This window comes from Kribbella sp. CWNU-51 (assembly GCF_054073265.1).
The window spans coordinates 176,185-197,115 of sequence record NZ_JBSXMZ010000007.1; the positions used below are offsets into that span (position 1 = coordinate 176,185).

Here is a 20,931-nt window from a genome sequence, read left to right on the forward strand (position 1 = left end):
GTGTGGGCGATAACCCTCACTTCTTCGGACGTAAGCGTCAGTTCTGTGAGCTGAACACCAGGCCGTGCTCGGCCTCGTACTGCTCGATGAAGCGCGCGGCCATCGGCTCGCTGGAGGCGATCGCGTCGGCCAGCTTCTTCGCGGTCCGCTCGTGACCCTCCGGCCAGTCGGACAGCAGCGCCCACGCGCGCATCCGCTTCTTCTCCAGCGCTGTCGGCTCGACGGCCGGCTCCTCGATCTTCACCGACTCCATCACCGGCTTGTCCACCACCGACTCGTCCACGACCGAGTTCCGTGCGGCCGGTTCGGCCTTCGGTGTCGTGATGAGGGCCGGCGGCTGCGGGTCGGCCGGTCCGGCGAACGGCGACGGGCCCTGCGGCTTCTGCACCACCGGCTCGGCCTTCGGCTGCGGCGGCAGCGGCCGCAACTTGGCCGCCGAGGACTTCACACCGTTGCTCTGGGCGCCGTTCGGCTGGACGACGTGCTGCGGCTCGCTCTCGTCCTCGACGACGACCGCCTCGGCGACCGGTTCGTCGCTGTCGGGCTGCTGGTCGACGATGGCCATCAGCTCACCGGTCCAGGCGTCCTCGTCGCGGAGCGACATCCCGGCGGCGCCATCCGCCCGCCGCGGCTGCCCGCCCTCGAGCACCCAGACCGCCGCGCGCAGGTCACCGCGGTCGTCGTCCTCCGACGGCTCAGGCGGCGGCGAGATCGCCTTGGTCAGCTTGTTGGTGATGACCTCGTAGTTGATCCGCTCCTCGAGCATCCCGGCCAGCCGGTCCGGGTCGTACGTCGTCTCGGCGATCTTCGCCAGCCGCTCGTCCTGGTGCTCGGACCGGATGTACTCGGCAACGGTTCCGGCAATCGCCTCGCGGCGGCTCCGGTTCCGGATCTGGTGCTGGGCCGCGCGGAGGCTCTCGTACAGGCCGTAGCCGTGCTCGATCGCCAGCGACCGGGCCAGCCAGGTGACCCGTGGCTCACGGGCCCACTGGATCACGCCGTACACCGGGCCGGTCTCGCGCATCTGCCCTGCCCGGCGCAGCGCGTCGCGGCGGCGGGCCGAGCTGTGGATCAGCCACAGCACATAGGCGAACGCGGACAGACCGCCGAAGCCGAAGGCCAGGAACCGCTCCTCCGGCCGCCAGTGGCCGACCACGTTGAAGACGACCGCGACCAGAGCCGCGAAGAACGACATCGCGCGGTAGGCGTAGGCCTGCTCACCCTTGCGCCGGCGCAGGTCGGCGAGCGCGGCGGTGGCGACACCACCGAGCTCGAGCACGGCCACCGCCGGGGTGACGAGGATGATCTTGAGGAACGTCGAGAAGCCGGTGTCCGGCCAGGGGATGTGGGTCACGCCGGCCCAGACCTGGCCGACAAGTGCGGCCGCGGCCGCAGTGGCGTAGAACGCGTAGGCGACCTTGTCCGCACCGGTAAGGGGTACGTTCGCCAGTTCGCCAGTACTGGGATTGCTGGTGTTCTCCTGCAAGACGTGGTCTCCTGACCGGTTTGGGCTCTCCGGCAGTTTCGTCGGGAATGGTGGTACGGCGGCCCCCTCCCCCTGAAGGGCGCTGCACGAGGCTACCGGTTTCCGGCCCCGATAGGGGAGGCGAATCCGGAAACGTCTCGAACCTCCCCACCCCGGCACCGTTTCACACCTGCCGATTCAACCGACTCTTAGGGTCGGTGTCATTATCCCGGCGACGGCCGCGATCGGGGCGAAATCCCTTGGAAGGCAGGGCTTTCGGCGCATTTGCAGGCGGCCGGATGACAAGTCCCGCCGGTCTTGTTGTTGCCCGACGGAGACCCGGTCGGACTGACCGCGCGGAGGAAAACCTGCTCCGCGACCTCGCGACCGCAGTACGGAACAACCTCCCGGAGTACTCGAATACCGGCGAACTGCTCTGGCTCTCACAGCGAGGTGCCAGGAAAACCGGAGGGAGTCCTAGGGCTGGGTGCACATCCTGAGGTCATGAGGTCCAGGCGGGGATTCGCGGTGCGCTCGCTGAGCGTGCGGGTCGCGGCGGCGATGGTGCTGCTGGTCGCGGTGGTGAGTGTCGTGATCAGCGTGCTGACGACGGCCGCGATCAGTTCGTACCTGACCAAGCAGCTGGACAGCAAGGTGGCGGCCTCGCAGGGGCGGACGATCATGGCGCTGACCAAGGGCGACGGCAACCGGCCACCGCCGGACACGCCGCACGGGCAGGACGCGGGCACGGTGACCGCCTATCTCACCTCGTCAGGTGCCACTGGCAACGTCATCACCGCGGACGGCGTACTCGCGACGCTCTCGAACCCGGCCGTCGCCGCACTCGACGAGGTCCCCGCCGACGACGGGAACCGCACCGTCGACCTGCCAGGGCTGGGCCAGTACCGAGCACACGCGTCACAGATCGGCCCGATCACGGTGGTCACCGCGCTGCCGACGAAGGACATCGCCGACACGATCAACAGCCTGATCGGCTGGGAGGTGCTCTTCGGCGGGGTGGGTGTGCTGACCGCGGGTGGCGTGGCGGTGTTCGTCGTACGACGTCAGTTGCGGCCACTGCGCCGCGTCGCACAAACCGCCCGCGAGGTGGCCGGTCTCCCCCTGGACACGGGTGAGATCGGGATGACCGCGCGTGTGCCGGATCAGCTCACCGACGAACGGACCGAGGTCGGCCAGGTCGCGGTCGCACTCAACACCTTGCTCGGCCACATGGAGAACGCTCTGGACGCCCGGCACCGCAGTGAGCAACAGGTCCGCCAGTTCGTCGCCGACGCATCCCACGAGCTGCGTACGCCGCTCACCACCATCCACGGCTACGCACAACTGAGCCTGCGGCAACGGGACCACGAGTTGTTCAGCCACGCCATGGGCAAGGTGATGGTCGAGGCCACCCGCATGGCCGCCTTGGTCGAAGACCTGCTCTTACTGGCCCGCCTCGACGCCGGTCGACCACTCGACCTCAGGCCGGTCGATCTCACCCGGCTGGCGAGGGAGTCGGTCACCGACGCCCAGATCGTCAGCCCGGATCACCACTGGGCCTTGAGCCTGCCGCCTGAACCAGTGGTCGTCACGGGCGACGAGCAACGCCTGCACCAGGTCGTCACGAACCTGCTCAGCAACGCCCGCCGACACACGCCGGCCGGGACCACCGTGACCGTCGAGTTGATCGCGGACGACCGTCATACGGCCGTACTCACGATCCACGACAACGGCCCCGGCATCCCGGCCGACCTGCAACCGAACGTCTTCAAACGCTTCACCCGCGCCGATGCCTCACGCACCCGCGACTCCGGCGGCTCGGGCCTCGGCCTCTCCCTCGCTCAATCCATCACCGAAGCCCACGGCGGCATCGTCACGGTCACGTCCCGCCCGGGCGACACGTGCTTCACGCTCGCCCTACCCCGCTGACTAGCCGGCCGCGAGGGCCTTCTGGGCTTGGGCGGCCAGGGTCTTGGCGCGTTGGTCGTCGGAGAGGCCGTCGGCGATCAGTAAAGCGTACCTGAGGCGGAGGGTCTCGCCGGCGGTGAAGGGGAGTTCTTCGGAGAAGAAGGGGGCGGGACAAACGGCGGCGAAGTCCTCGGAGCGGACGAACCACTCGGGTGGGTGGCGAACGTTGTCGGTGGCGTCGGCGACGATGATCGTGGAGGCGGTGTCGGTCTCGTCCTGGCGGGAGGTGAAGCCCATCCAAGGTGCGCGCTGACCGCGGAGCTCGTCGCGGCCCTTGCCCTGCGGGGCGAGGATGGTGCCGTTGGTGAACTCCCGCGGGCCACGCCAGAACAGACCGCCGTAGCCGGCGTTCGGCCGGCCGGCCGTGGTCGGGCTGCCGATCTGGATCGTCGCGCCCGAGACGTTCGTCATCGCGGTCTCGAACACGAGCACCCAGCCGTCATCCGCAAGCCGCGTGGTCACCGTTCGCGACTCGTCGACGACGTGGGCACCGGCCTGCGTGTGCCAGGACAGGTGGTGAGCGAACCGGACCAGATCGTCCGACACGTCGAGGGCGTCGACCCGGTCATGGTCCTGCGATCCGTTGTTGCCCAGCGGCTTGTAGCCGTTCTCCTTCGTGAAGGTCGGCCCGCCCCAGAAGTTGTCGTGCCCGAAGTGCGGCAACGACCAGGCCAGGCCCTTGTGCCACAAGTGGTCCCACGGCCGGTACACACTGATCAGGTCGCCGGTCAGCGTCCGGATCGGGTGGAAGTACGGCCGCGGCGACTCGTACTGCGGATCGGTGGCCTTGTAGACATAGGTGAACAGCTCTGCGTCGCCCGCCGTCACCTCGATCGATCGGCCGACAGCATGATTGCAGCCGAGGTTCTGCGTCATGAATTCTCCCGTGTCGATTGAATACGCTGTGACATCCAGGGCGCCCCGATCTCGCTGAACAACGCCAGCTCGTCCGAGGCCCGGTCGATCCATCGCTCGACGTCGAGGACGACCGGATGCCGTTCGAGTCCTTCGCCCTCCCACCGGATCAGCCCGGCCGGGATCCCGGCCGGGTCCTTCGCCGTCCGCACCGCCTCGACGACCCGGGTGAACCCGCCCGTCGCGGCCAGCGGGCAGTGCAGCGGTACGCCGGGATCCGCGCGATGCGCGAGTAGGTTCTCCAGCAGATCTTCTCGTTCGTACGTCGTGGACCCCGAGTCGGTCTCGAGTGTGTCCGATGCATACCGCAGTACGGCGCGTCCCTCGGAGCCGTCCACGATCACAGCCGGTTCGAGATGTTCCGTCGCGCACAACGTGACCGCGATCAGGATCGTCGTACCGCGAGCGGTGACGATCCGGACCGTGGACGTGTCGTCGGACTCGATCGGGTTCGCCCGGAAGAGCTCTGTCTCGACGGACCGTACGTCGTCCGTCCCGGTCGACCCGTCCAGGAGCAACGCGGCCGCGGTCGCGTGGGCCAGCGGGTTCGTCACCGCACCGTCGACGACTGCCACACCGTCAAGCGTCCGGCGACCGGCCCACCGCGCGCGCTGAAAGTATCGCGCCGTCCGCACCCACTTGCCCACGGCACTGATCCCGCGGAGCTCGCCGAGCCGGCCGTCGGCCACCAGCTTCGCCAACGTCAGCGTGGCCTGGGAAGCCTGTGCCTGGAAGCCGACCTGACAGGCCCGCCCGGTCTCAGCGACGATCGCGGACAGCTGGTCGAACTCGGCCAGCGACGCGGTCGGCGGCTTCTCCAGCAGGACGTCGGCCCCGGCCCGCATCGCCAGCTCGGCCAGCGGTACGTGCGTCTGGATCGGCGTACTGATGATCACCACGTCGACCTCGGTCGACGCGAGCAGCTCCGCCAGGCTGCCGAAGGCTGGGGCGGTCAGGTCCGCGGCCGGTCGGGGGTCGGCCACGGCGACGAGCTCGGCCCGGCCGGCCGCGGCAAGCCGGGCGACGTTGCGGACATGGGACGCCCCGTGGCCGTGGACACCAGCCACGGCCACCCGAAGCCCCGTCATCGACAATCAGTTGCCGATAGCAACACTATTTGAGCCCCCCGCTGATCTCGTCCAGCATGGCCTTCGCCGCCTTGTCGGGCGCCTGCCGGCCGAACAGCACCTCGGTGGTGTAGCGCTGGACGATCTTCTCCGCCTGACCACCACCGACCGGCGGCGCCGGCGACGGCTCGCCGAGCTCCTTGCCGATGTCCTGGATGAACTTCGCGGACGTGGCGTCGGCCGGCTGCAGCTTCGGCGTCACCGCGGCCTGGATCTCGGTGTTCGGCGGGACGCCCCGCTCGGCGAGCAGGATGTTGCCGGCCGCGGTGTTGTTGGCCAGGTAGTTGACGAACTCGGCGGCCTCCTTCTGGTGCTTCGACCGCGACGAGATCGACCAGAACATCGAGCCCTTGTAGTAGGAGCCGTTGTCCTTCGCGGTGCCGTCGGCGCTCGGGATCCGGAGCAGCTTCAGCGGCTGCCCGGTCGCCTTGGTGAAGGCGACCAGCTGGTTGCTCCAGGTGAAGCTCATACCCAGCTTGCCAGTCGCCATCATGGACTGGTCCAGCGGCGCGTTCAGGTCCTGCGAGATCGCCTCGGCCGACGGCACCGCCTTCGCGTCGCGCAGCTTCAGCACGTACTGGAAGAAGGCGGTCGCCTTTTCGGGGGAGACCCCGAGCTTGCCGTCCTTGGTCCACAGCGACTCGCCGTTCTGCCGGGCCCACAGGTTCAGCCCGGCCTCGTTCTGCCCGAGCGTGCCGGTCCCCCAACCCTTGCCGTTCAGCTTCGCGCTGATCTCGGCGGCGATCCGGGAGTAGTCGTCCCAGGTCCACTTGGTGTCGTCCGGCATCGCGACGCCGGCGGCCTTGAACACGGCCGGGTTCGCGACCACGGCGAACGAGTTGATCCCGGCGTTCAGCCCGTACAGGCCGCCGTCGAACTCGCCGGCGCCCAGGGTGTCCGACTCGAACTTGCCGGTGTCGAGACCATCGGCCTTCTTCAGGTCGAGCAGCGCGCCGCGGTCGGCGTACTCCCGCAGGTACTTCTCGTCCATCTGGATGATGTCCGGGGCGTCGTTCGCCGCGACCGTGGTGGCGAGCTTGTCCCAGTAGCCGGACCACTCACCGAACTCGCCCTTGATCGTGACGTTCGGATGGTCCTTCTGGTACGCGTCGATGGCCTGCTGGGTCAGCTTGGTCCGGGTGTCGCTGCCCCACCAGCTGAAGCGGAGCGTCACCTTGCCGCCGTCGGCCGACGACGAGGGGCCACCGGAGTTGCCGCCACAGGCGCTGGCGACCAGCAGACTGGCGGCGATAGCGGCTGCGGCGAGTTCCCGCAGGCGCCGGCCTGCGGGACGTGGGATGTGCCTCATGCTGTGCACCTTTCAGGGGTTACTTGATACCGGTGGTCGCGATGCCCTTGATCAGGAACCGCTGGCCGAGCAGGAATGCGAGGAAGACCGGGACGAGGGAGACGACCGACATCGCGAACATCGATCCCCACGACGAACTGGAGGTCGAGTCGACGAATCCCCGCAGCGCGACCGGGACGGTGTACATGTGCGGGTCGGTCAGGTAGATCAGCTGGCTGAAGAAGTCGTTCCAGGTCCAGATGAACGTGAAGATCGCAGTGGTCGCCAGCGCGGGCACCATCAGCGGCAGGATGATCCGGAGGAAGATCCCGGCCTTGCCGCAGCCGTCGATCCGGGCCGCCTCGTCCAGCTGGCGCGGAATGCCGCGGATGAACTGCACCATCAAGAAGACGAAGAACGCGTCGGTGGCCAGCAGCTTCGGCACGATCAGCGGCAGGAACGTGTTGATCCAGCCCACCTGCGAGAACAGGATGTACTGCGGCACGATCACGACGTGGATCGGCAGCATGATGCTGAGCAGCATGATCGCGAACCAGAACTTCTTCCCGTTGAACTCCAGCCGGGCGAACGCGTACGCCGCCATCGAGCAGGAGACCAGGTTGCCCAGGATCGCGCCGAGCACCACCACCGCCGAGTTCAGCAGGTAGCGGGTGAACGGCTCGGTCAGTGCGTGCCAGCCGGCCCGGTAGTTCTCGATCTGCAGGTCCTTCACCAGGATGCCCGGGTCGCGGAAGATCTCGTTGCCGGGCCGCAGTGAGCTGACCACCATCCAGATCACCGGGTAGAGCATCACCAGGGCCGACCCGGCCAGCACCACGTGGATCAGCACCGGCCGGACCCGGGACCAGCGGATGATGGCCGGCCGCCGCGCGGCCACCGTGGTTCGGAGCGTTTCAGTCGTCATAGAACACCCAGTACTTCGAGGCGAAGAAGTTCGCCGCGGTGAAGACCCCGATGATCACGAGCAGGAACCATGCCATCGCGGACGCGTAGCCCATGTCGAAATTGCCGAAGCCCCGGTCGTAGAGGTAGAGCGTGAAGAACATGGTCGAGTCCGACGGCCCGCCGCTGCCCCCGGAGACGACGAACGCCTGCGTGAACGACTGGAACGCGTGGATGATCTGCAGCACCAGGTTGAAGAAGATGATCGGCGTGAGCAGCGGCAGCGTGATGCTGAAGAACCGGCGCAGTACGCCGGCGCCGTCGACCGACGCGGCCTCGTAGTACATGGTCGGGATCTGCCGCAGGCCGGCCAGGAAGATCACCATCGGCGACCCGAACGTCCACACGTTCAGCACCACCAGCGTGCCCAGCGCCGTACTCGGATCGGAGATCCAGCCCTTGCCGTCGATGCCGACCAGGGCGAGCACCTGGTTGAGCAGACCTTGGGTGCCGAACACCTGGCGCCACAGGACGGCGATCGCGACACTCGAGCCGAGCAGCGACGGCAGGTAGAAGACCGAGCGGTAGAACGCCATGCCGCGGACGCCGCGGTCCAGGACGACGGCCAGCAGCAGGGCGATCGACAGCTGGAGCGGGACCGAGACGAACACGTAGGTAAAGGTCACCCGCAGCGAGTTGTGCAGCCGCTCGTCGGACAGCATCCGGGTGAAGTTCTCGAGCCCGATCCACTTCGGGGCCTGGATCAGGTTGTAGTCGGTGAACGACAGGTACAGCGAGGCCAGCATCGGCCCGATCGTGATCAGGAACAGCCCCAGCAGCCACGGCGTCAGGAACAGGTACGCAGCCAGGTTGTCCTTCTTGCCTGCTTTGCCCGCCCCACCGCCCCGGCCTGGCTTCTGGCCCGCCGGTTTCTTTCCCCGGAGGCTGCCGAGCTCGCCCAGCGCACTCATGCTTCATGACCTCCGGAGATTGGAAAGCGCTTGCCTTGGCCGGTCAAGTTAATGCGAGAAACCGGTTTATGCAAGGGTTCGGGCGGCCGCGGGCTGACCAGATGCGGACTCGTTGCGAGGGCCGCCACCGCGCATGCTGAGGTAGCTGCTGTGGACGACGACTTCCTGACCGTGCTGACCAACGCCAACCAGACTCAGATCCCGCTGGTGCTGAGCTCGTACCAGAACGCCTCCGACAGCGTGCGCACCGTCGCCCGCAAGGCCCGGCGGCTGATCTCCGGGTACGTCTGGGGCCGGTCGTCGTACCACCATGACGCGTCGCTGCTCGCGCCGCTGCGCTGGCTGGTCGAGCAGCTCGCCGCACGGCAGCACGAGGACGGGACGTACGACGTCGGCAACCTGCACTCGCCGCCGGACAGCGCCTTCGCGATCCAGGACGTTTGCATGCTCTACGCCCTGCTCGACGCCGACGGCCAGGCGGACACCGAGGCGCATCGCGCGATCCTCGCGAACGTGATCAAGAAGGCCGGACCGGCACTCGCGGCCGGCGGAGTGCACACGCCGAACCATCGCTGGGAGGTCTCCGCCGCACTGGCGCGCACCCATCACCTGTTCCCGGACCGCCGGTACGCCGCGCGGATCGACGACTGGCTCGATGAGGGCATCGACGCGACCCCGGACGGGATCTACAGCGAGCGGAGTTCGACGTACGCCGCAGAGGTGACGAACCCTTCGCTGCTGACGATCGCGTGGTTGCGCGGCAAGCCGGAGCTGGACGGTGACGAGACGGCGTACGCGATCGAGCTCTGCTTCCGCCCGGGCGGCACGCTCGCCGGCGTCGAGGCGTTGGATGCCCCCGGCAACTACCAGCTGGTGTCCGGCACCGGGAGCTACACCGTCAGCGCGGACCGGATCGAGTTCGGCCCGGGCAACGGCGCCACCCGGGTGACGATGGACCCGGGCGAACGGTTCACGTACCTGAACGGCAGCCTCACCCCCGACGGCCTCCGCGTCTATCTCACCGGCCGCACTCCGAACCGTCAGACCCTGACACTGCGCACCTCGTAGGAAAGTCTTTGCGCAGAAGGGAGGTGTGTCTCTAGGCTTGTCCGCATGGGTTCCCTGTGATCGGCGAGGACGGACGGCGTTGAGCTTGGCTCCGCCGTGGCCGTGCACGTCTGTCATCTCCCGCACAGAACCCAGGAGGTGTGCGCCGCATGCGCACTGCCCAGATCGCCTTGTCCGGAGTCACCAAACGCTATGCCGATCACGTCGTTCTCGATCGGGTCGAACTGACGATTCGACCCGGCGAGAAGGTCGGCGTGATCGGCGACAACGGAGTCGGGAAGTCGACACTCCTCAAACTCCTCGCCGGGGTCGAGTCACCCGACAACGGTGAGGTGCGACTCGTCGCCCCGGGTGGCGTCGGTTATCTCACCCAGGCCCTCGAGCTTCCCGCAGAGGCGACCGTCCAGGACGCCGTCGACCTGGCCCTTGCCGAGTTGCGGCAGATCGAGGCCCGGATGCACTCCGTCGAACTCGACATCGCGTCCGGCTCGGACGAGCAGCTCGACGAACTGCTGGAGCTCTACAGCGCCCTGATCGAACGGTACGAAGCGAGCCGCGGCTACGAGGCCGATGCCCGGGTGGACATCATGCTGCACGGCCTCGGTCTGCCGGGCCTGGGCCGGGACCGGGCGCTGAGCACCTTGTCGGGTGGCGAACGCTCCCGGCTGGCGCTGGCGGCGACGCTGGCCGCCCAGCCGGAAGTCCTGCTGCTCGACGAGCCCACCAATGACCTGGACGACCAGGCCGTCGAGTGGCTGGAGGACCATCTGCGCGCTCATCGCGGAACCGTCGTCGCCGTGACCCACGACCGGGTGTTCCTGGACCGGCTGACCAGCACGATCCTGGAAGTGGAAGAGCGCACTATCAGCCGGTACGGCAACGGGTACGGCGGTTACCTCGCGGCCAAGGCCGCCGAGCGACGCCGGCGGCTGCGCGAGTACGAGGAATGGCGCCAGGAGATCGATCGCAGCCGGCGGCTGGTCGAGGCGAACGCGGCGCGGCTCGACGCGATCCCGCGGAAGATGGAGTTCGCGGTCTTCGCGGCCGGCCCGTTCCGTGCCCGGGGTCGGGGGCACGGCGCGATGAGCCGGATCCGCAACCTCAAGGGACGCCTGGATCGCCTCACCGGCGCCCCTGTCGCCCCGCCGCCCGAACCGCTCACCTTCGTTGCCCACATCAAGGATTCGGCGCGGGAGGAGGACGTCGCGGCCGAGCTCGCCGAGGTGCGCGTGGGGACACGACTGCAGGTGGAGTCACTGCGGATCCGGCGTGGCGAATGTGTTCTGGTCACCGGCCCCAACGGTGCTGGGAAGACCACGCTGATGCGGGTACTCGCCGGGGAGATCCATCCGGACACCGGAACGGTCCAACGGCCGGTCCGGGTGGGACACCTCAACCAGGACGGTGTCACCTGGCCGACCGGACTGACTGTTGTCCAAGCCTTTGCGCGCGGCAGGACGGGTGACGTGGATGAAGCCGCCGAGGCGCTGCTGTCACTCGGCCTGTTCAGTCCAGCCGACCTCCGCAAACGCGTCGAGGACCTGTCGTACGGGCAGCGTCGCCGGGTCGAGCTGGCTCGGTTGGTCAGCGAGCCGGTCGATCTGCTGCTGCTGGACGAGCCGACCAACCACCTCTCCCCACTCCTGGTGGAGCAGGTGGAGGAGGCACTGGCGAGTTACCAGGGTGCTCTGGTCATCGTCACCCACGACCGGCGCATGCGCGCGCGGTTCACCGGCACCCACTTGGCACTCCGCGACGGGCGGGTGACTGCGTTGCCGGACCGGTTGGTGAGCCAGGGCGTCGAGTTCGGCTGGCCGGACGTCACCGCCTACTGACCCGGCCGGGCGTGCTGTGGTCTACTGCGCTGGGAGAGGGGTGCCTGATGGCCACAGCACGTGAGTTGGGCGAGATCGAGATCGCGAACACTTCGGGGCGTCCGCCGGTGCTGTTCGTGCACGGGTTGTGGTTGCTGGCGGGAAGCTGGCAGCCCTGGCAGGACAAGTTCGAAGCCGCCGGGTTCGCGACCGTCGCGCCAGGCTGGCCGGACGAACCGGAGTCCGTCGGCGAGGGACGGGCGAATCCTTCGGTGTTCGCGGGGAAGTCGGTCGGTGCGATCACGGCGTACTACGCCGACGTGATCGCACGGCTGGAGCGGAAGCCGGCCATCGTCGGGCACTCGTTCGGTGGACTGATCACGCAGAAGCTGGCCGGGATGGGGCTCGGGACGGTGTCGGTCCCGATCGACCCGGCGCCCGGTCGCGGCGTGCTGCCGTTGCCGCTGTCCGCGCTACGGGCGTCCTTCCCGGCGCTGCGGAACCCGGCGAACCGGAAGAAGGCGGTGATGCTGACCTACGACCAGTTCCGGTTCGCTTTCGTGAACGCCGTACCGGAGGACGAGGCGCGCCGGTTGTACGACGAGTTCCCGGTGCCCGGCGCCGGGTTGCCGCTGTTCCAGGCCGCGGTCGCGAACTTCAATCCGAAGAGCGAGACCCTGGTGGACCGGGCGAACCCGGACCGCGGGCCGATGAAGTTCCTGTCCGGGGAGAAGGATCACACGGTGCCGTGGGCGATCACGAACGCTGCGTACCAGAAGCAGCGCGGCAACCCGGCCGTCACCGAGATCGAGGAGCTGTCCGGCCGCGGGCACTCACTGGTGATCGACTCCGGCTGGGAACAGGTCGGCGACGCCGCGCTCACCTTCGTGCAGAAGTACCACGCCTGAACGTCTCGCATGGAAAAATGGGCGGGTGAGCTTCCACGCGGCCGTATTCATCGCCACCAGTCTTGACGGTTACATCGCCCGGCCGGACGGATCGATCGACTGGCTCACCGCGCGCGGCGAGAAAGCGGGCGACACCGGGTACGACGAGTTCATGGCGTCGATCGACACCGTCGTACTGGGGCGCAAGACCTACGAACTGGTGCTGAGCTTCGACTTCTGGCCGTACGACGGCAAGCAGGTCGAGGTGCTCAGTACGACGCTGGCCCCGGACGCCGACGAGCGCGTCATCGTGCACCGGACCCTCGACGGGTTGGTCGAAACGCTGAACGACCGTGGCGCCCGGCGCGTCTACGCCGACGGCGGCGCGGTCATCCAGACCTTCCTCCGCGCCGGCCTCCTGAACGAGCTCACCATCACCACCGTCCCCGTCCTCCTCGGCGCCGGCATCCGCCTCTTCGGCGACCTCGACGCCGACATCCCCCTCACCCACAACGCCACCCGCACCCTGAAAGCCGGCTTCACCCAATCCGACTACACCATCCACCGCTAGGCGCCCCAGCCAACCCCAACCAGCGATTGAGGTGCTGGTGGGAGTGAACCTCAGCGGTGGTTGAGGAGGTGGACGGCGTCGGCGGCCCAGTAGGTGAGGATGGTGTCGGCGCCGGCTCGGCGGATGGAGGTCAGGGTCTCCAGGATGGCGCGGTCGCGGTCGATCCAGCCGTTGGCGGCGGCGGCCTCGACCATCGCGTATTCGCCGGAGATGTTGTACGCCGCGACCGGCACGTCCACGTGGTCGCGGACCTGGCGGATGATGTCGAGATACGCCAGCGCCGGCTTCACCATCACGATGTCGGCACCCTCGGCCACGTCGAGGTCGACCTCGCGGAGCGCGTCGCGAGCGTTCGCGCTGTCCTGCTGGTAGGTCTTGCGATCGCCTTGCAGCGAAGAGTCCACGGCCTCGCGGAACGGACCGTAGAACGCCGACGCGTACTTCACGGCGTACGCCAGGATCACCGTGTCCACGAACCCGGCCGCGTCCAGCGCCGTACGCACGGCCCCGACCTGACCGTCCATCATCCCGGACGGCCCGACGACATGCGCACCAGCGGAAGCCTGCGCGACCCCCATCTCGGCGTAGATCGTCAGTGTCGCGTCGTTGTCCACCCGGCCCGCGGAGTCGAGTACGCCGCAGTGCCCGTGCGAGGTGAATTCGTCGATGCACAGATCCGACATCACCAGCAGCGCATCGCCGACCTCGGACACGGCGTCCCGGATCGCGACGTTGAGAATGCCGTCAGGGTCCACAGCACCGGACCCCACCTCGTCCTTCACCTCGGGTACGCCGAACAGCATGACGCCACCGAGTCCGAGCTGAGCGGCCTCGGCGACCGCCTTCCGCGCGGTGTCGCGGGTGTGCTGCACGACACCCGGCATGGACTTGATCGCGATCGGCTCGCGCGCGCCTTCCCGGACGAACATCGGCAGGATCAGCTGCCGCGGCTCCAGGGTGGTCTCCGCGACCAGCCTGCGCATCGCCGCCGACGACCGAAGCCGCCGCGGCCTGACCTCCGGGAATCCAGGCATTGACTCAGCTCTTCCGACGAGATCCCGAGCGACGCTCGGACGGACGGGTGACCGGTTCACCGGCCTCGACCATGGTGTCACGCCGGTCCGCACCGAATCGAGCGAGTGCGTCGGCCAGCTCCTCGGCGGACGGCGACTCGGCCATCGCGTCGACCCGCAGCCCGTGCTCCTCGGCCGTCTTCAGCGTGGCCGGGCCGATCACCGCGATCACCGTCGACGCGTGCGGCTTGCCGGCGATGCCGACCAAATTGCGCACCGTCGAGGACGACGTGAACACGACCGCGTCGAACTTGCCCGACTTGATCGCCTCACGGGTCGGCGCGGGCGGGGGGGCAGCCCGGACGGTCCGGTACGCCGTGACGTCGTCGACCTCCCAGCCGAGATCGGTCAGCCCAGCGACCAGCGTCTCGGTCGCGATGTCGGCGCGCGGCAGGAACACCCGGTTGATCGGGTCGAGCACCTCGTCGAACGGCGGCCAGTCCTCGACCAGCCCGGCGGCGGACTGCTCACCGGACGGGACCAGGTCCGGACGGATGCCCCAGGCACCGATCGCCTCGGCGGTCTTGTCACCGACCGCGGCGATCTTCAGCCCGGAGAACGCCCGCGCGTCCAGCCCGTACTCGTCGAACTTCTCCCGGACCGCCTTGACCGCGTTGACCGAGGTGAACGCGACCCACTCGTACCGGCCCTCGACCAGGCCGCGGATCGCCTTGTCCATCTGCTGCGGGTTGCGCGGCGGCTCGACCGAGATCGTGGGGACCTCTTCCGGCATCGCGCCGTACCGGCGGAGCCGGTCCATCAGCGGGCCGGCCTGGTCCTTGGTGCGCGGCACCAGGATCCGCCAGCCGAACAGCGGCTTGGTCTCGAACCAGGACAGTGACTCACGCTGCTCGACCACCGCGCCGACGACGATCACGGCCTCGCCGGTCACCTTGGCCGCACGCAGGTCGGCGACGATCGTCTCGACCGTGCCGACCACGCTGGTCTGCGCGGTCGTCGTACCACCGACCGTCGCGGCGACCGGAGTCGACGCGTCGAAGCCCGCCTCGACCAGCGCGGCGACGGTGTCCTTCAGCACCTCGGTCGCGTTCAGCAGTACGAGCGTCTGCTTCGGGTGCAGCCGGGTCAGGTCGAGCTTGGCCTCGGCCAGGTCGACCACGGTGACCTCACGGTCGCCCTTCATCGTCAGCGGGATCCCGGCGTACGTCGGAACCGCGGAGACCTCGCTGACACCGGGGACGACGTTGAAGCCGATGCCCGCCTTCTTGCACGCGGCCGCCTCCTCGGCGCCGCTGGAGAAGGTGAACGGGTCGCCCGTCAGCAGGCGGACGACGTTCGCCGCGGTCTTGGCCGTCTTCACCACGAGCCGGGCCCGGGCGGCGACCTTGAGCGCCCGGCTGCCCTCGGCGCCGGAGCCGTCGATCACCTCGACACCCGGCTTGCAGTACGCCAGGAAGGGATCGTGCTCGGGGCCTTCGACCACGACGGCGTCGGCGTTGGCCAGCACGTCGCGGCCGGCCAGCGTCAGCAGGGCCGGGTCACCGGGCCCGACGCCGACGAACGTGACGTGGCCCAGTGGCCTGGTCTGCTTGACGGTACTGGTGGCGGCGGCCTTCGCCGGCACCTTCTGAGGTGTCGTGGATGCTGCGGTGGCTGTCTTCGCGCTGCTCACGTCTGCCTTCGCCCTCGTCCTCGTCCTGCTCGTCTTGTGCGCCGTCTCATGGGCCGTCTTGTGGGCGGCCGTCGTTCCCCGTGCCGGTGTCATGTCCGCTCCAGCAACTCGTTCGCCAGCGCTTTGCCCAGGGACACCGGGTCGTCCACCGGCCCGTTCGCGGAGAGCCGCCGTACGCCGTCGTCCTGGCCGAGCGCGCCCCGCAGCCAGAGCTCGGGGCCGTCTTCACCGTCGACTACCTCGGCGAGCGCGCCGACCGGAGCCGTGCACCCTGCCTCGAGTGTGGCCAGCAACTGCCGTTCCGCCGTCACCGCCGCGCGTGTGGCCGGGTCGTCCAGCGGGGCCAGGGCGGCCAGCACCTCGGTGTCGTCCGCACGGCACTCGATGCCCAGGGCACCTTGTCCCGGCGAGGGCAGAACCTGGATCGGATCCAGGGTCTCGGTCACCTCGGCGAGCCGTCCCAACCGGGACAACCCTGCCCTTGCCAGCACCACCGCGTCCAATTTGCCATCGGCCACCATCGCGATCCTGGTGTCCACGTTGCCGCGGATCCCGGTGCATTCCAGGCCCAGGCCGAGCGCCTCCAGCTGCGCGACCCGGCGTGGCGCCCCGGTGCCGACCAGGGCGCCGGCCGGGAGCTCACCGAGGGTCAGGCCGTCGCGGGCGACCAGCACGTCGCGCGGGTCCTCGCGGACCGGGATCGCGCCGATGGCCAGGCCGTCGACCGGCCCGGTCGGCAGGTCCTTGAGCGAATGCACCGCGATGTCGATCTCGTCCGCCAGCAAGGCGTCGCGCAGCGCGCTGACGTAGATGCCGGTGCCACCGATCTGCTCCACCGGGGCAACCTTGTCGGCGTCGCCGGTGGTCATGATCGGGACCACCTCGACCTCGTGACCGAGGTTGCGGAGCGCGTCGGCGACGAGCGTCGCCTGCGCGGTCGCCAGCGCGGACCGCCGGGTCCCCAGCCGGATCATGCGTGCTCACCTCCGGTCGCGTCGGCGCGGGTGTGGCTGGTCTCGGCCGGCGCCTTCGCGGCCGTGACGGCGTCTACCGTCGCCGGGTCGAGTGCGAACAGTTCGCGCAGGGCGTCGGCGTACGTCGGACCGCCCGGATCGGCCGCGAGTTCCTTCACCCGGACCGTCGGGTTGTGCAGCACCTTGTCGACCACGCGGCGGATCGTCCGCGCGACCTCGTGGCGCTGGTTCTCGTCCAGGCCGGGCAGCCGGCGCTCCAGCCTGGCCAGCTCGGAGTCGACCAGTTCGGTCGCCATCGTCCGCAGCGCGACCACGGTCGGCGCGACCGACGCGGCCCGGCGGGTGGCTTCGAACGAACCCGTCTCCTCGCCGACGATCCGGCGTACCTCGTCGATGTCGTGCTCGCTGCCGCCGGCCGTCCCGGCCAGGTCGGCGAGGGTGACCAGCGTGACTCCGGGGATCCGGGCCACCTCGGGCGCCACGTCCCGCGGCAGGGCGACGTCCAGGACACCGAACAGTCGCCCGTCCGCCGCGTTCCGGATCATCTCCTCGGTCAGTACGACGCCACGCGCGCCGGTGCAGGACACGACCAGATCGGCGTCGGCGAGGGCGTTCGGGACGGCCGCGAGCTGGATCGCCGTACCGCCGATCCGCTCGGCCAGGGCGACCGCGCGGTCGTAGTTGCGGTTGGCAATGGTCACGCTCTGCGCGCCGCCGTTGATCAGGGTCTGCGCGGCCAGCGACGCCATCGAGCCGGCGCCGACGACCAGCGCACGGCGGCCCTCGAAGCCGCCGACCGCCTCGAGTCCGGCCGAGACGACCGAACGGCCGGCGGAGTCGATACCGGTCTCGGCGCGGGCTCGCTTGCCGACCCGCAACGCGTGCTGGATCAGGGCGTTGAGGTCGGTGCCGATCGTCTCCAGGTCCTGGCCGACGCGCAGCGTCTCCTTCACCTGGCCGAGGATCTGGCTCTCCCCGACAATCATCGAGTCCAGCCCGACCGCGACCTGGAACAGGTGCGCGACGGCGCCTTCCTCGAAGTGCACGTAGAGATGCTCGGCCAGATCCAGCAGCGGTACGCCGGTGACGTCGGACAGGATCGCGGTGACCTCGTCCATGCCGGCGTGGAACCGCTCGACGGTCGCGTAGACCTCGGTCCGGTTGCAGGTCGCGAGAACCGCGGACTCACCGACGGCCGGCGTGTGCTTCACGGCCAGGGCCAGCTTGGTCGCCGCGTCCGGGTCGAGTGCCACCCGCTCGAGGACGTTGATGTCAGCCGAACGATGACTGATGCCGACGACCAGGTAGCTCATCCCCGTCCTCGCTTCGCTCCGGGCGCGGATGAGGCACGAATCACACTGTGCTGAATGGTGAACTCGCTTCGCTCCTTCACGCGCCGACACCCCCGCCGACGCTCGGCAGATCGGTCAGACCGTTCATCGCTGGTAGCTCGGGCACCTGGGGGAGCGCCGCCTCTCCGGACTTTCGTTGTTCGTGGTACGCCAGGATCTGCAACTCGATCGAGAGGTCCACCTTGCGGATGTCGACGCCGTCGGGCACGGACAGCACCACCGGCGCGAAGTTCAGGATGCTGGTCACCCCGGCGGCGACCAGCCGGTCGCACACCTCCTGGGCCGGACCGGCGGGAGTGGTGATGACCCCGATCGAGACCCGGTCGGCCTTCACGATGTCCTCGAGCTGGGCGAAGTCGCGGACCTCCATGTCGCCGATCCGCTCGCCGACCAGGTTCGGGTCGGCGTCCAGCAGGGCGACGATCCGGAAACCGCGGGTCCCGAAGCCGGAGTAGTTCGCCAGCGCGTGCCCCAGGTTTCCGATCCCGACGATGACCACGGCCCAGTCCTGGGTGACGCCGATCTCACGGGCGATCTGGTAGCGCAGGTACTCCACGTCGTACCCGACGCCGCGGGTGCCGTAGGAGCCCAGGTACGACAGGTCCTTGCGCAGCTTCGCCGAGTTCACCCCGGCGGCGGTGGCCAGGTCCTCGCTCGACGCGGTGGCGATGCCGCTGTCCGACAGGGCGGTCAGGGCCCGCAGGTACACCGGCAAGCGCGCGACAGTCGCCTCGGGAATGCCGCGCTCGGTTCTCGTCGGCGGGCCGGGGCGACGGCTGCTGGCACGCGTCACAATTCTCCTGGGAACGGTAGTTCAGGCCGCGGTCTGACGGCCGGCGGCCGTTCTTACTCTAGGAGCTTGTGAACGTGAGAACAAAATCGGCGGACCACGGCGTGACCGAGAGCACTAACCGGCGAGGGCCTTCCGGAGCCTGACCGGGTCCACCCGCCAGAAATCGTGCTGCTTCCCGTCCACGAAGGTGACCGGGATCTGCTCGCCGTACTCCGTGAACAACCGGTCATCCTGCGTGATGTCGACCTCGGTCCACTCCACTCCGAGCTCGGCGCAGACCGCCTGGACGATCGCCCGGGCGTCGTCGCAGAGGTGACAGCCGGGCTTGCCGTACATAGTGACCCGGCTCATCGGTCCGCCCGGAGCCGGCCCTTGGCGACCTTGCCGGTGACCGAGTGCGGCAGGTGATCGACAACCTCGATCTCCACCGGGCACTTGAACCGCGCCAGCCGGGTCCCGGCGTACTCGCGGACCGCCGCGGGCTCCACGGTCGCATCAGGACTGGGTACGACGAATGCCTTCACGGCCTCGCCGGTCTCCTCGGACGGTACGCCGATGACGGCGGCCTCCCGGACACCCGGAGCCGCGACGAGCACTTCCTCGACCTCGCTCGGGAAGACGTTGAAGCCGGACACGATGATCAGCTCGCGCAACCTGTCGACCAGGAAGAGATCGCCGTCGGAGTCGAGGTAGCCGACGTCGCCGGTCCGGTACCAGCCGTCGAGATCGGGGCCGTCGGCACCATCCGGCCAGTAGCCGGAGAACAGGTTGCGGCCGCGGATCAGGATCTCGCCGGGGTCGTCGCCCTCGACGTCCTCGCCCTGCTCGTCGGCGATCCGGAGCTCGACGTTCGGCAGTGGGCGCCCGACCGAACCGGGCTTCGGCTCGGCCTCACCGAGGGTCGCGGTGACTCCCGGGGACGCCTCGGTCAGGCCGTAGCCCTGGTGCACGAACAGGCCGCTGGCCTGCTCGAAGCGATCCGCGAGCGCTCGGTCCAGGGCCGACGCGCCGGTCAGGACGACCTTGACCGACTGCAGCGCCTCGCGCAGATTCGGCCGGGCCAGCAGTGCGTGCAGCGCCGGCGGGGCCAGCGGCAGGCGCGTGACGCCGTACTTGGCGATCAGGTCGAAGGTGTGCGCGGTGTCGAACCGCTGGTCGATGATCAGCGCCGCACCGGTCGCGACGGTCCAGCCCAGGACGGCGTTCAGGCCGAAGGCGTGGAACATCGGGAGCACGCCCAGGACGACGTCCTCGGGGCCCATCCGGTCCTCGCCGAGCTCGGAAAGGTTCGTCACGTTGGCCGCGAGGGCCCGATGGGTGAGCATCGCGGCGCGCGGATCTCCACTCGTCCCGGACGTGTACAGCAGGACCGCGAGCATCTCCGGGTCGAGCTGCGGAAGTAACGGAGCGTGACCTTCGAGCTCGTCCGGCGCGACCGTCCGCAGGCCCTCGATCTGGTCCGCGAGGTCGGCGCCGGCGACCGCGAGGCGGGCCCCGGAGTGCTGCACGACGGCCGCGATCTCGGGCTTGGTGAGCCCGGTGTTCAGCGGTACGGCGACCAGGCCGGCGCGGAGAATCCCCAGGTAGGACGTGACGAACTCGATGCTGTTGGCAACGAGTAGCACGACCCGGTACCCGGGCACGAGGCCGGCTGCGGCGAACCCCTGCGCGGTCCGGTCGACGGCCTGGTCGAGCTCGTCCCAGGTCAGCCGCCGATCCCCGTCGACCAGCGCGACACGTTCGCCGTGACGTTGCGCTGTGTCACGAAGAATGTCCGCGAAATTGAAGTTCACCAGGTGAGTCTGTCATGCGTGCGGAGGCACCAGGGATCGACCGGCTCGCTCGGAACGGTTGCAGCAGAGCGTGACGGCATATATACAGGTGAACTCGTGGGCGACCTTCTGCCGAACCTCACACTGCAGAAACCGTCCGCGCCGGGGAGACCATGCGCGATATCCCCGACAGCTGGCTGCGCCGTTCGCGGAAGCAGTCCGCTGGCGCATTCGTGACCCATCGGACCGGACGGAAGGCGGCACGCCTCAGGCTGTTGACAGCGAGTGTTTCTCAGGTAACGCTCGGTGCTGCCTCAGCCGCTGTGGCCATTCGCGGATGTGTCAGAAGACGTGTCA

The 20,931-nt window shown here is 68.9% G+C and carries 18 protein-coding genes; 5 read left to right on the forward strand and 13 right to left on the reverse strand.

The window, feature by feature from the left end; all coding sequences use genetic code 11:
* Positions 1-37: 37 nt before the first annotated feature.
* Positions 38-1,486, reverse strand: coding sequence for a hypothetical protein (locus ACXC9Q_RS09195; RefSeq protein ID WP_457056059.1), 1,449 nt, complete (start codon positions 1,484-1,486; stop codon positions 38-40).
* Between the two features lie 483 nt (positions 1,487-1,969).
* Between ACXC9Q_RS09195 and ACXC9Q_RS09200 the strand changes: the two genes are divergently transcribed.
* The gene (locus tag ACXC9Q_RS09200) at positions 1,970-3,394 is read left to right on the forward strand and encodes a sensor histidine kinase (RefSeq protein WP_457056060.1); all 1,425 of its coding nucleotides are present in this window, start codon (positions 1,970-1,972) and stop codon (positions 3,392-3,394) included.
* On the opposite strand, the gene ACXC9Q_RS09205 is transcribed toward ACXC9Q_RS09200, so the two are convergent.
* From ACXC9Q_RS09205 to ACXC9Q_RS09225, 5 genes are read right to left on the reverse strand one after another with little or no spacing between them, the layout of a single operon-like run.
* Complete coding sequence (locus tag ACXC9Q_RS09205) at positions 3,395-4,309, reverse strand: DUF6807 domain-containing protein (RefSeq protein WP_457056061.1); 915 nt, start codon at positions 4,307-4,309, stop codon at positions 3,395-3,397.
* Positions 4,306-5,436: a Gfo/Idh/MocA family protein gene (locus tag ACXC9Q_RS09210; RefSeq protein ID WP_457056062.1), complete on the reverse strand. Its 1,131-nt coding sequence runs from the start codon at positions 5,434-5,436 to the stop codon at positions 4,306-4,308. Before ACXC9Q_RS09210 ends, ACXC9Q_RS09205 begins: the two co-directional genes overlap by 4 nt.
* A gap of 25 nt (positions 5,437-5,461) precedes the next feature.
* Entirely contained in the window at positions 5,462-6,784 is a 1,323-nt protein-coding gene (locus ACXC9Q_RS09215; protein WP_457056063.1) for an ABC transporter substrate-binding protein, read from the reverse strand.
* Between the two features lie 19 nt (positions 6,785-6,803).
* Entirely contained in the window at positions 6,804-7,688 is an 885-nt protein-coding gene (locus ACXC9Q_RS09220) for a carbohydrate ABC transporter permease (protein WP_457056064.1), read from the reverse strand.
* Positions 7,678-8,637: a carbohydrate ABC transporter permease gene (locus ACXC9Q_RS09225; RefSeq protein WP_457056065.1), complete on the reverse strand. Its 960-nt coding sequence runs from the start codon at positions 8,635-8,637 to the stop codon at positions 7,678-7,680. Before ACXC9Q_RS09225 ends, ACXC9Q_RS09220 begins: the two co-directional genes overlap by 11 nt.
* Before the next feature lie 150 nt (positions 8,638-8,787).
* On the opposite strand from ACXC9Q_RS09225, the gene ACXC9Q_RS09230 reads away from it, so the two are divergent.
* The 4 genes from ACXC9Q_RS09230 (at position 8,788) to ACXC9Q_RS09245 (ending at position 12,977) form a co-directional block, all read left to right on the forward strand.
* A complete protein-coding gene (locus ACXC9Q_RS09230) occupies positions 8,788-9,705 on the forward strand; it encodes a hypothetical protein (RefSeq protein ID WP_457056066.1) in 918 nt (305 codons plus the stop codon).
* Positions 9,706-9,854: 149 nt separating this feature from the next.
* Positions 9,855-11,540, forward strand: a complete 1,686-nt coding sequence (locus ACXC9Q_RS09235; RefSeq protein WP_457056067.1) for a TlrC/CarA/OleB/SrmB family ABC-F type ribosomal protection protein — start codon at positions 9,855-9,857, stop codon at positions 11,538-11,540.
* A 47-nt stretch (positions 11,541-11,587) separates the two neighbouring features.
* Positions 11,588-12,427 carry an alpha/beta hydrolase gene (locus ACXC9Q_RS09240; RefSeq protein WP_457056068.1) on the forward strand — a complete coding sequence of 280 codons (840 nt, stop codon included), beginning with the start codon at positions 11,588-11,590 and terminating at the stop codon, positions 12,425-12,427.
* A 25-nt stretch (positions 12,428-12,452) separates the two neighbouring features.
* Positions 12,453-12,977 carry a dihydrofolate reductase family protein gene (locus tag ACXC9Q_RS09245; RefSeq protein ID WP_457056069.1) on the forward strand — a complete coding sequence of 175 codons (525 nt, stop codon included), beginning with the start codon at positions 12,453-12,455 and terminating at the stop codon, positions 12,975-12,977.
* 50 nt (positions 12,978-13,027) lie between these two features.
* Here ACXC9Q_RS09245 and hemB read toward each other — a convergent pair whose 3' ends face one another.
* The 7 genes from hemB to ACXC9Q_RS09280 all read right to left on the reverse strand — a co-directional run bounded on the left by hemB (position 13,028) and on the right by ACXC9Q_RS09280 (position 20,595).
* A complete protein-coding gene (gene hemB, locus ACXC9Q_RS09250; protein ID WP_457056070.1) occupies positions 13,028-14,011 on the reverse strand; it encodes a porphobilinogen synthase in 984 nt (327 codons plus the stop codon).
* A gap of 4 nt (positions 14,012-14,015) precedes the next feature.
* A complete protein-coding gene (locus ACXC9Q_RS09255) occupies positions 14,016-15,776 on the reverse strand; it encodes a uroporphyrinogen-III synthase (RefSeq protein WP_457056071.1) in 1,761 nt (586 codons plus the stop codon).
* Positions 15,773-16,657: a hydroxymethylbilane synthase gene (gene hemC / locus ACXC9Q_RS09260; protein WP_457056072.1), complete on the reverse strand. Its 885-nt coding sequence runs from the start codon at positions 16,655-16,657 to the stop codon at positions 15,773-15,775. Before hemC ends, ACXC9Q_RS09255 begins: the two co-directional genes overlap by 4 nt.
* Positions 16,654-17,970 carry a glutamyl-tRNA reductase gene (locus tag ACXC9Q_RS09265; protein ID WP_457056073.1) on the reverse strand — a complete coding sequence of 439 codons (1,317 nt, stop codon included), beginning with the start codon at positions 17,968-17,970 and terminating at the stop codon, positions 16,654-16,656. Before ACXC9Q_RS09265 ends, hemC begins: the two co-directional genes overlap by 4 nt.
* A 76-nt stretch (positions 17,971-18,046) precedes the next feature.
* Entirely contained in the window at positions 18,047-18,802 is a 756-nt protein-coding gene (locus tag ACXC9Q_RS09270) for a redox-sensing transcriptional repressor Rex (protein ID WP_328525889.1), read from the reverse strand.
* Positions 18,803-18,916: 114 nt separating this feature from the next.
* On the reverse strand, positions 18,917-19,153 hold the full coding sequence (locus ACXC9Q_RS09275; protein WP_457056074.1) for a glutaredoxin family protein: 237 nt from the start codon (positions 19,151-19,153) through the stop codon (positions 18,917-18,919).
* A complete protein-coding gene (locus ACXC9Q_RS09280) occupies positions 19,150-20,595 on the reverse strand; it encodes a class I adenylate-forming enzyme family protein (protein ID WP_457056075.1) in 1,446 nt (481 codons plus the stop codon). The genes ACXC9Q_RS09275 and ACXC9Q_RS09280 overlap by 4 nt, the downstream gene beginning before the upstream one ends.
* Positions 20,596-20,931 lie beyond the last annotated feature (336 nt).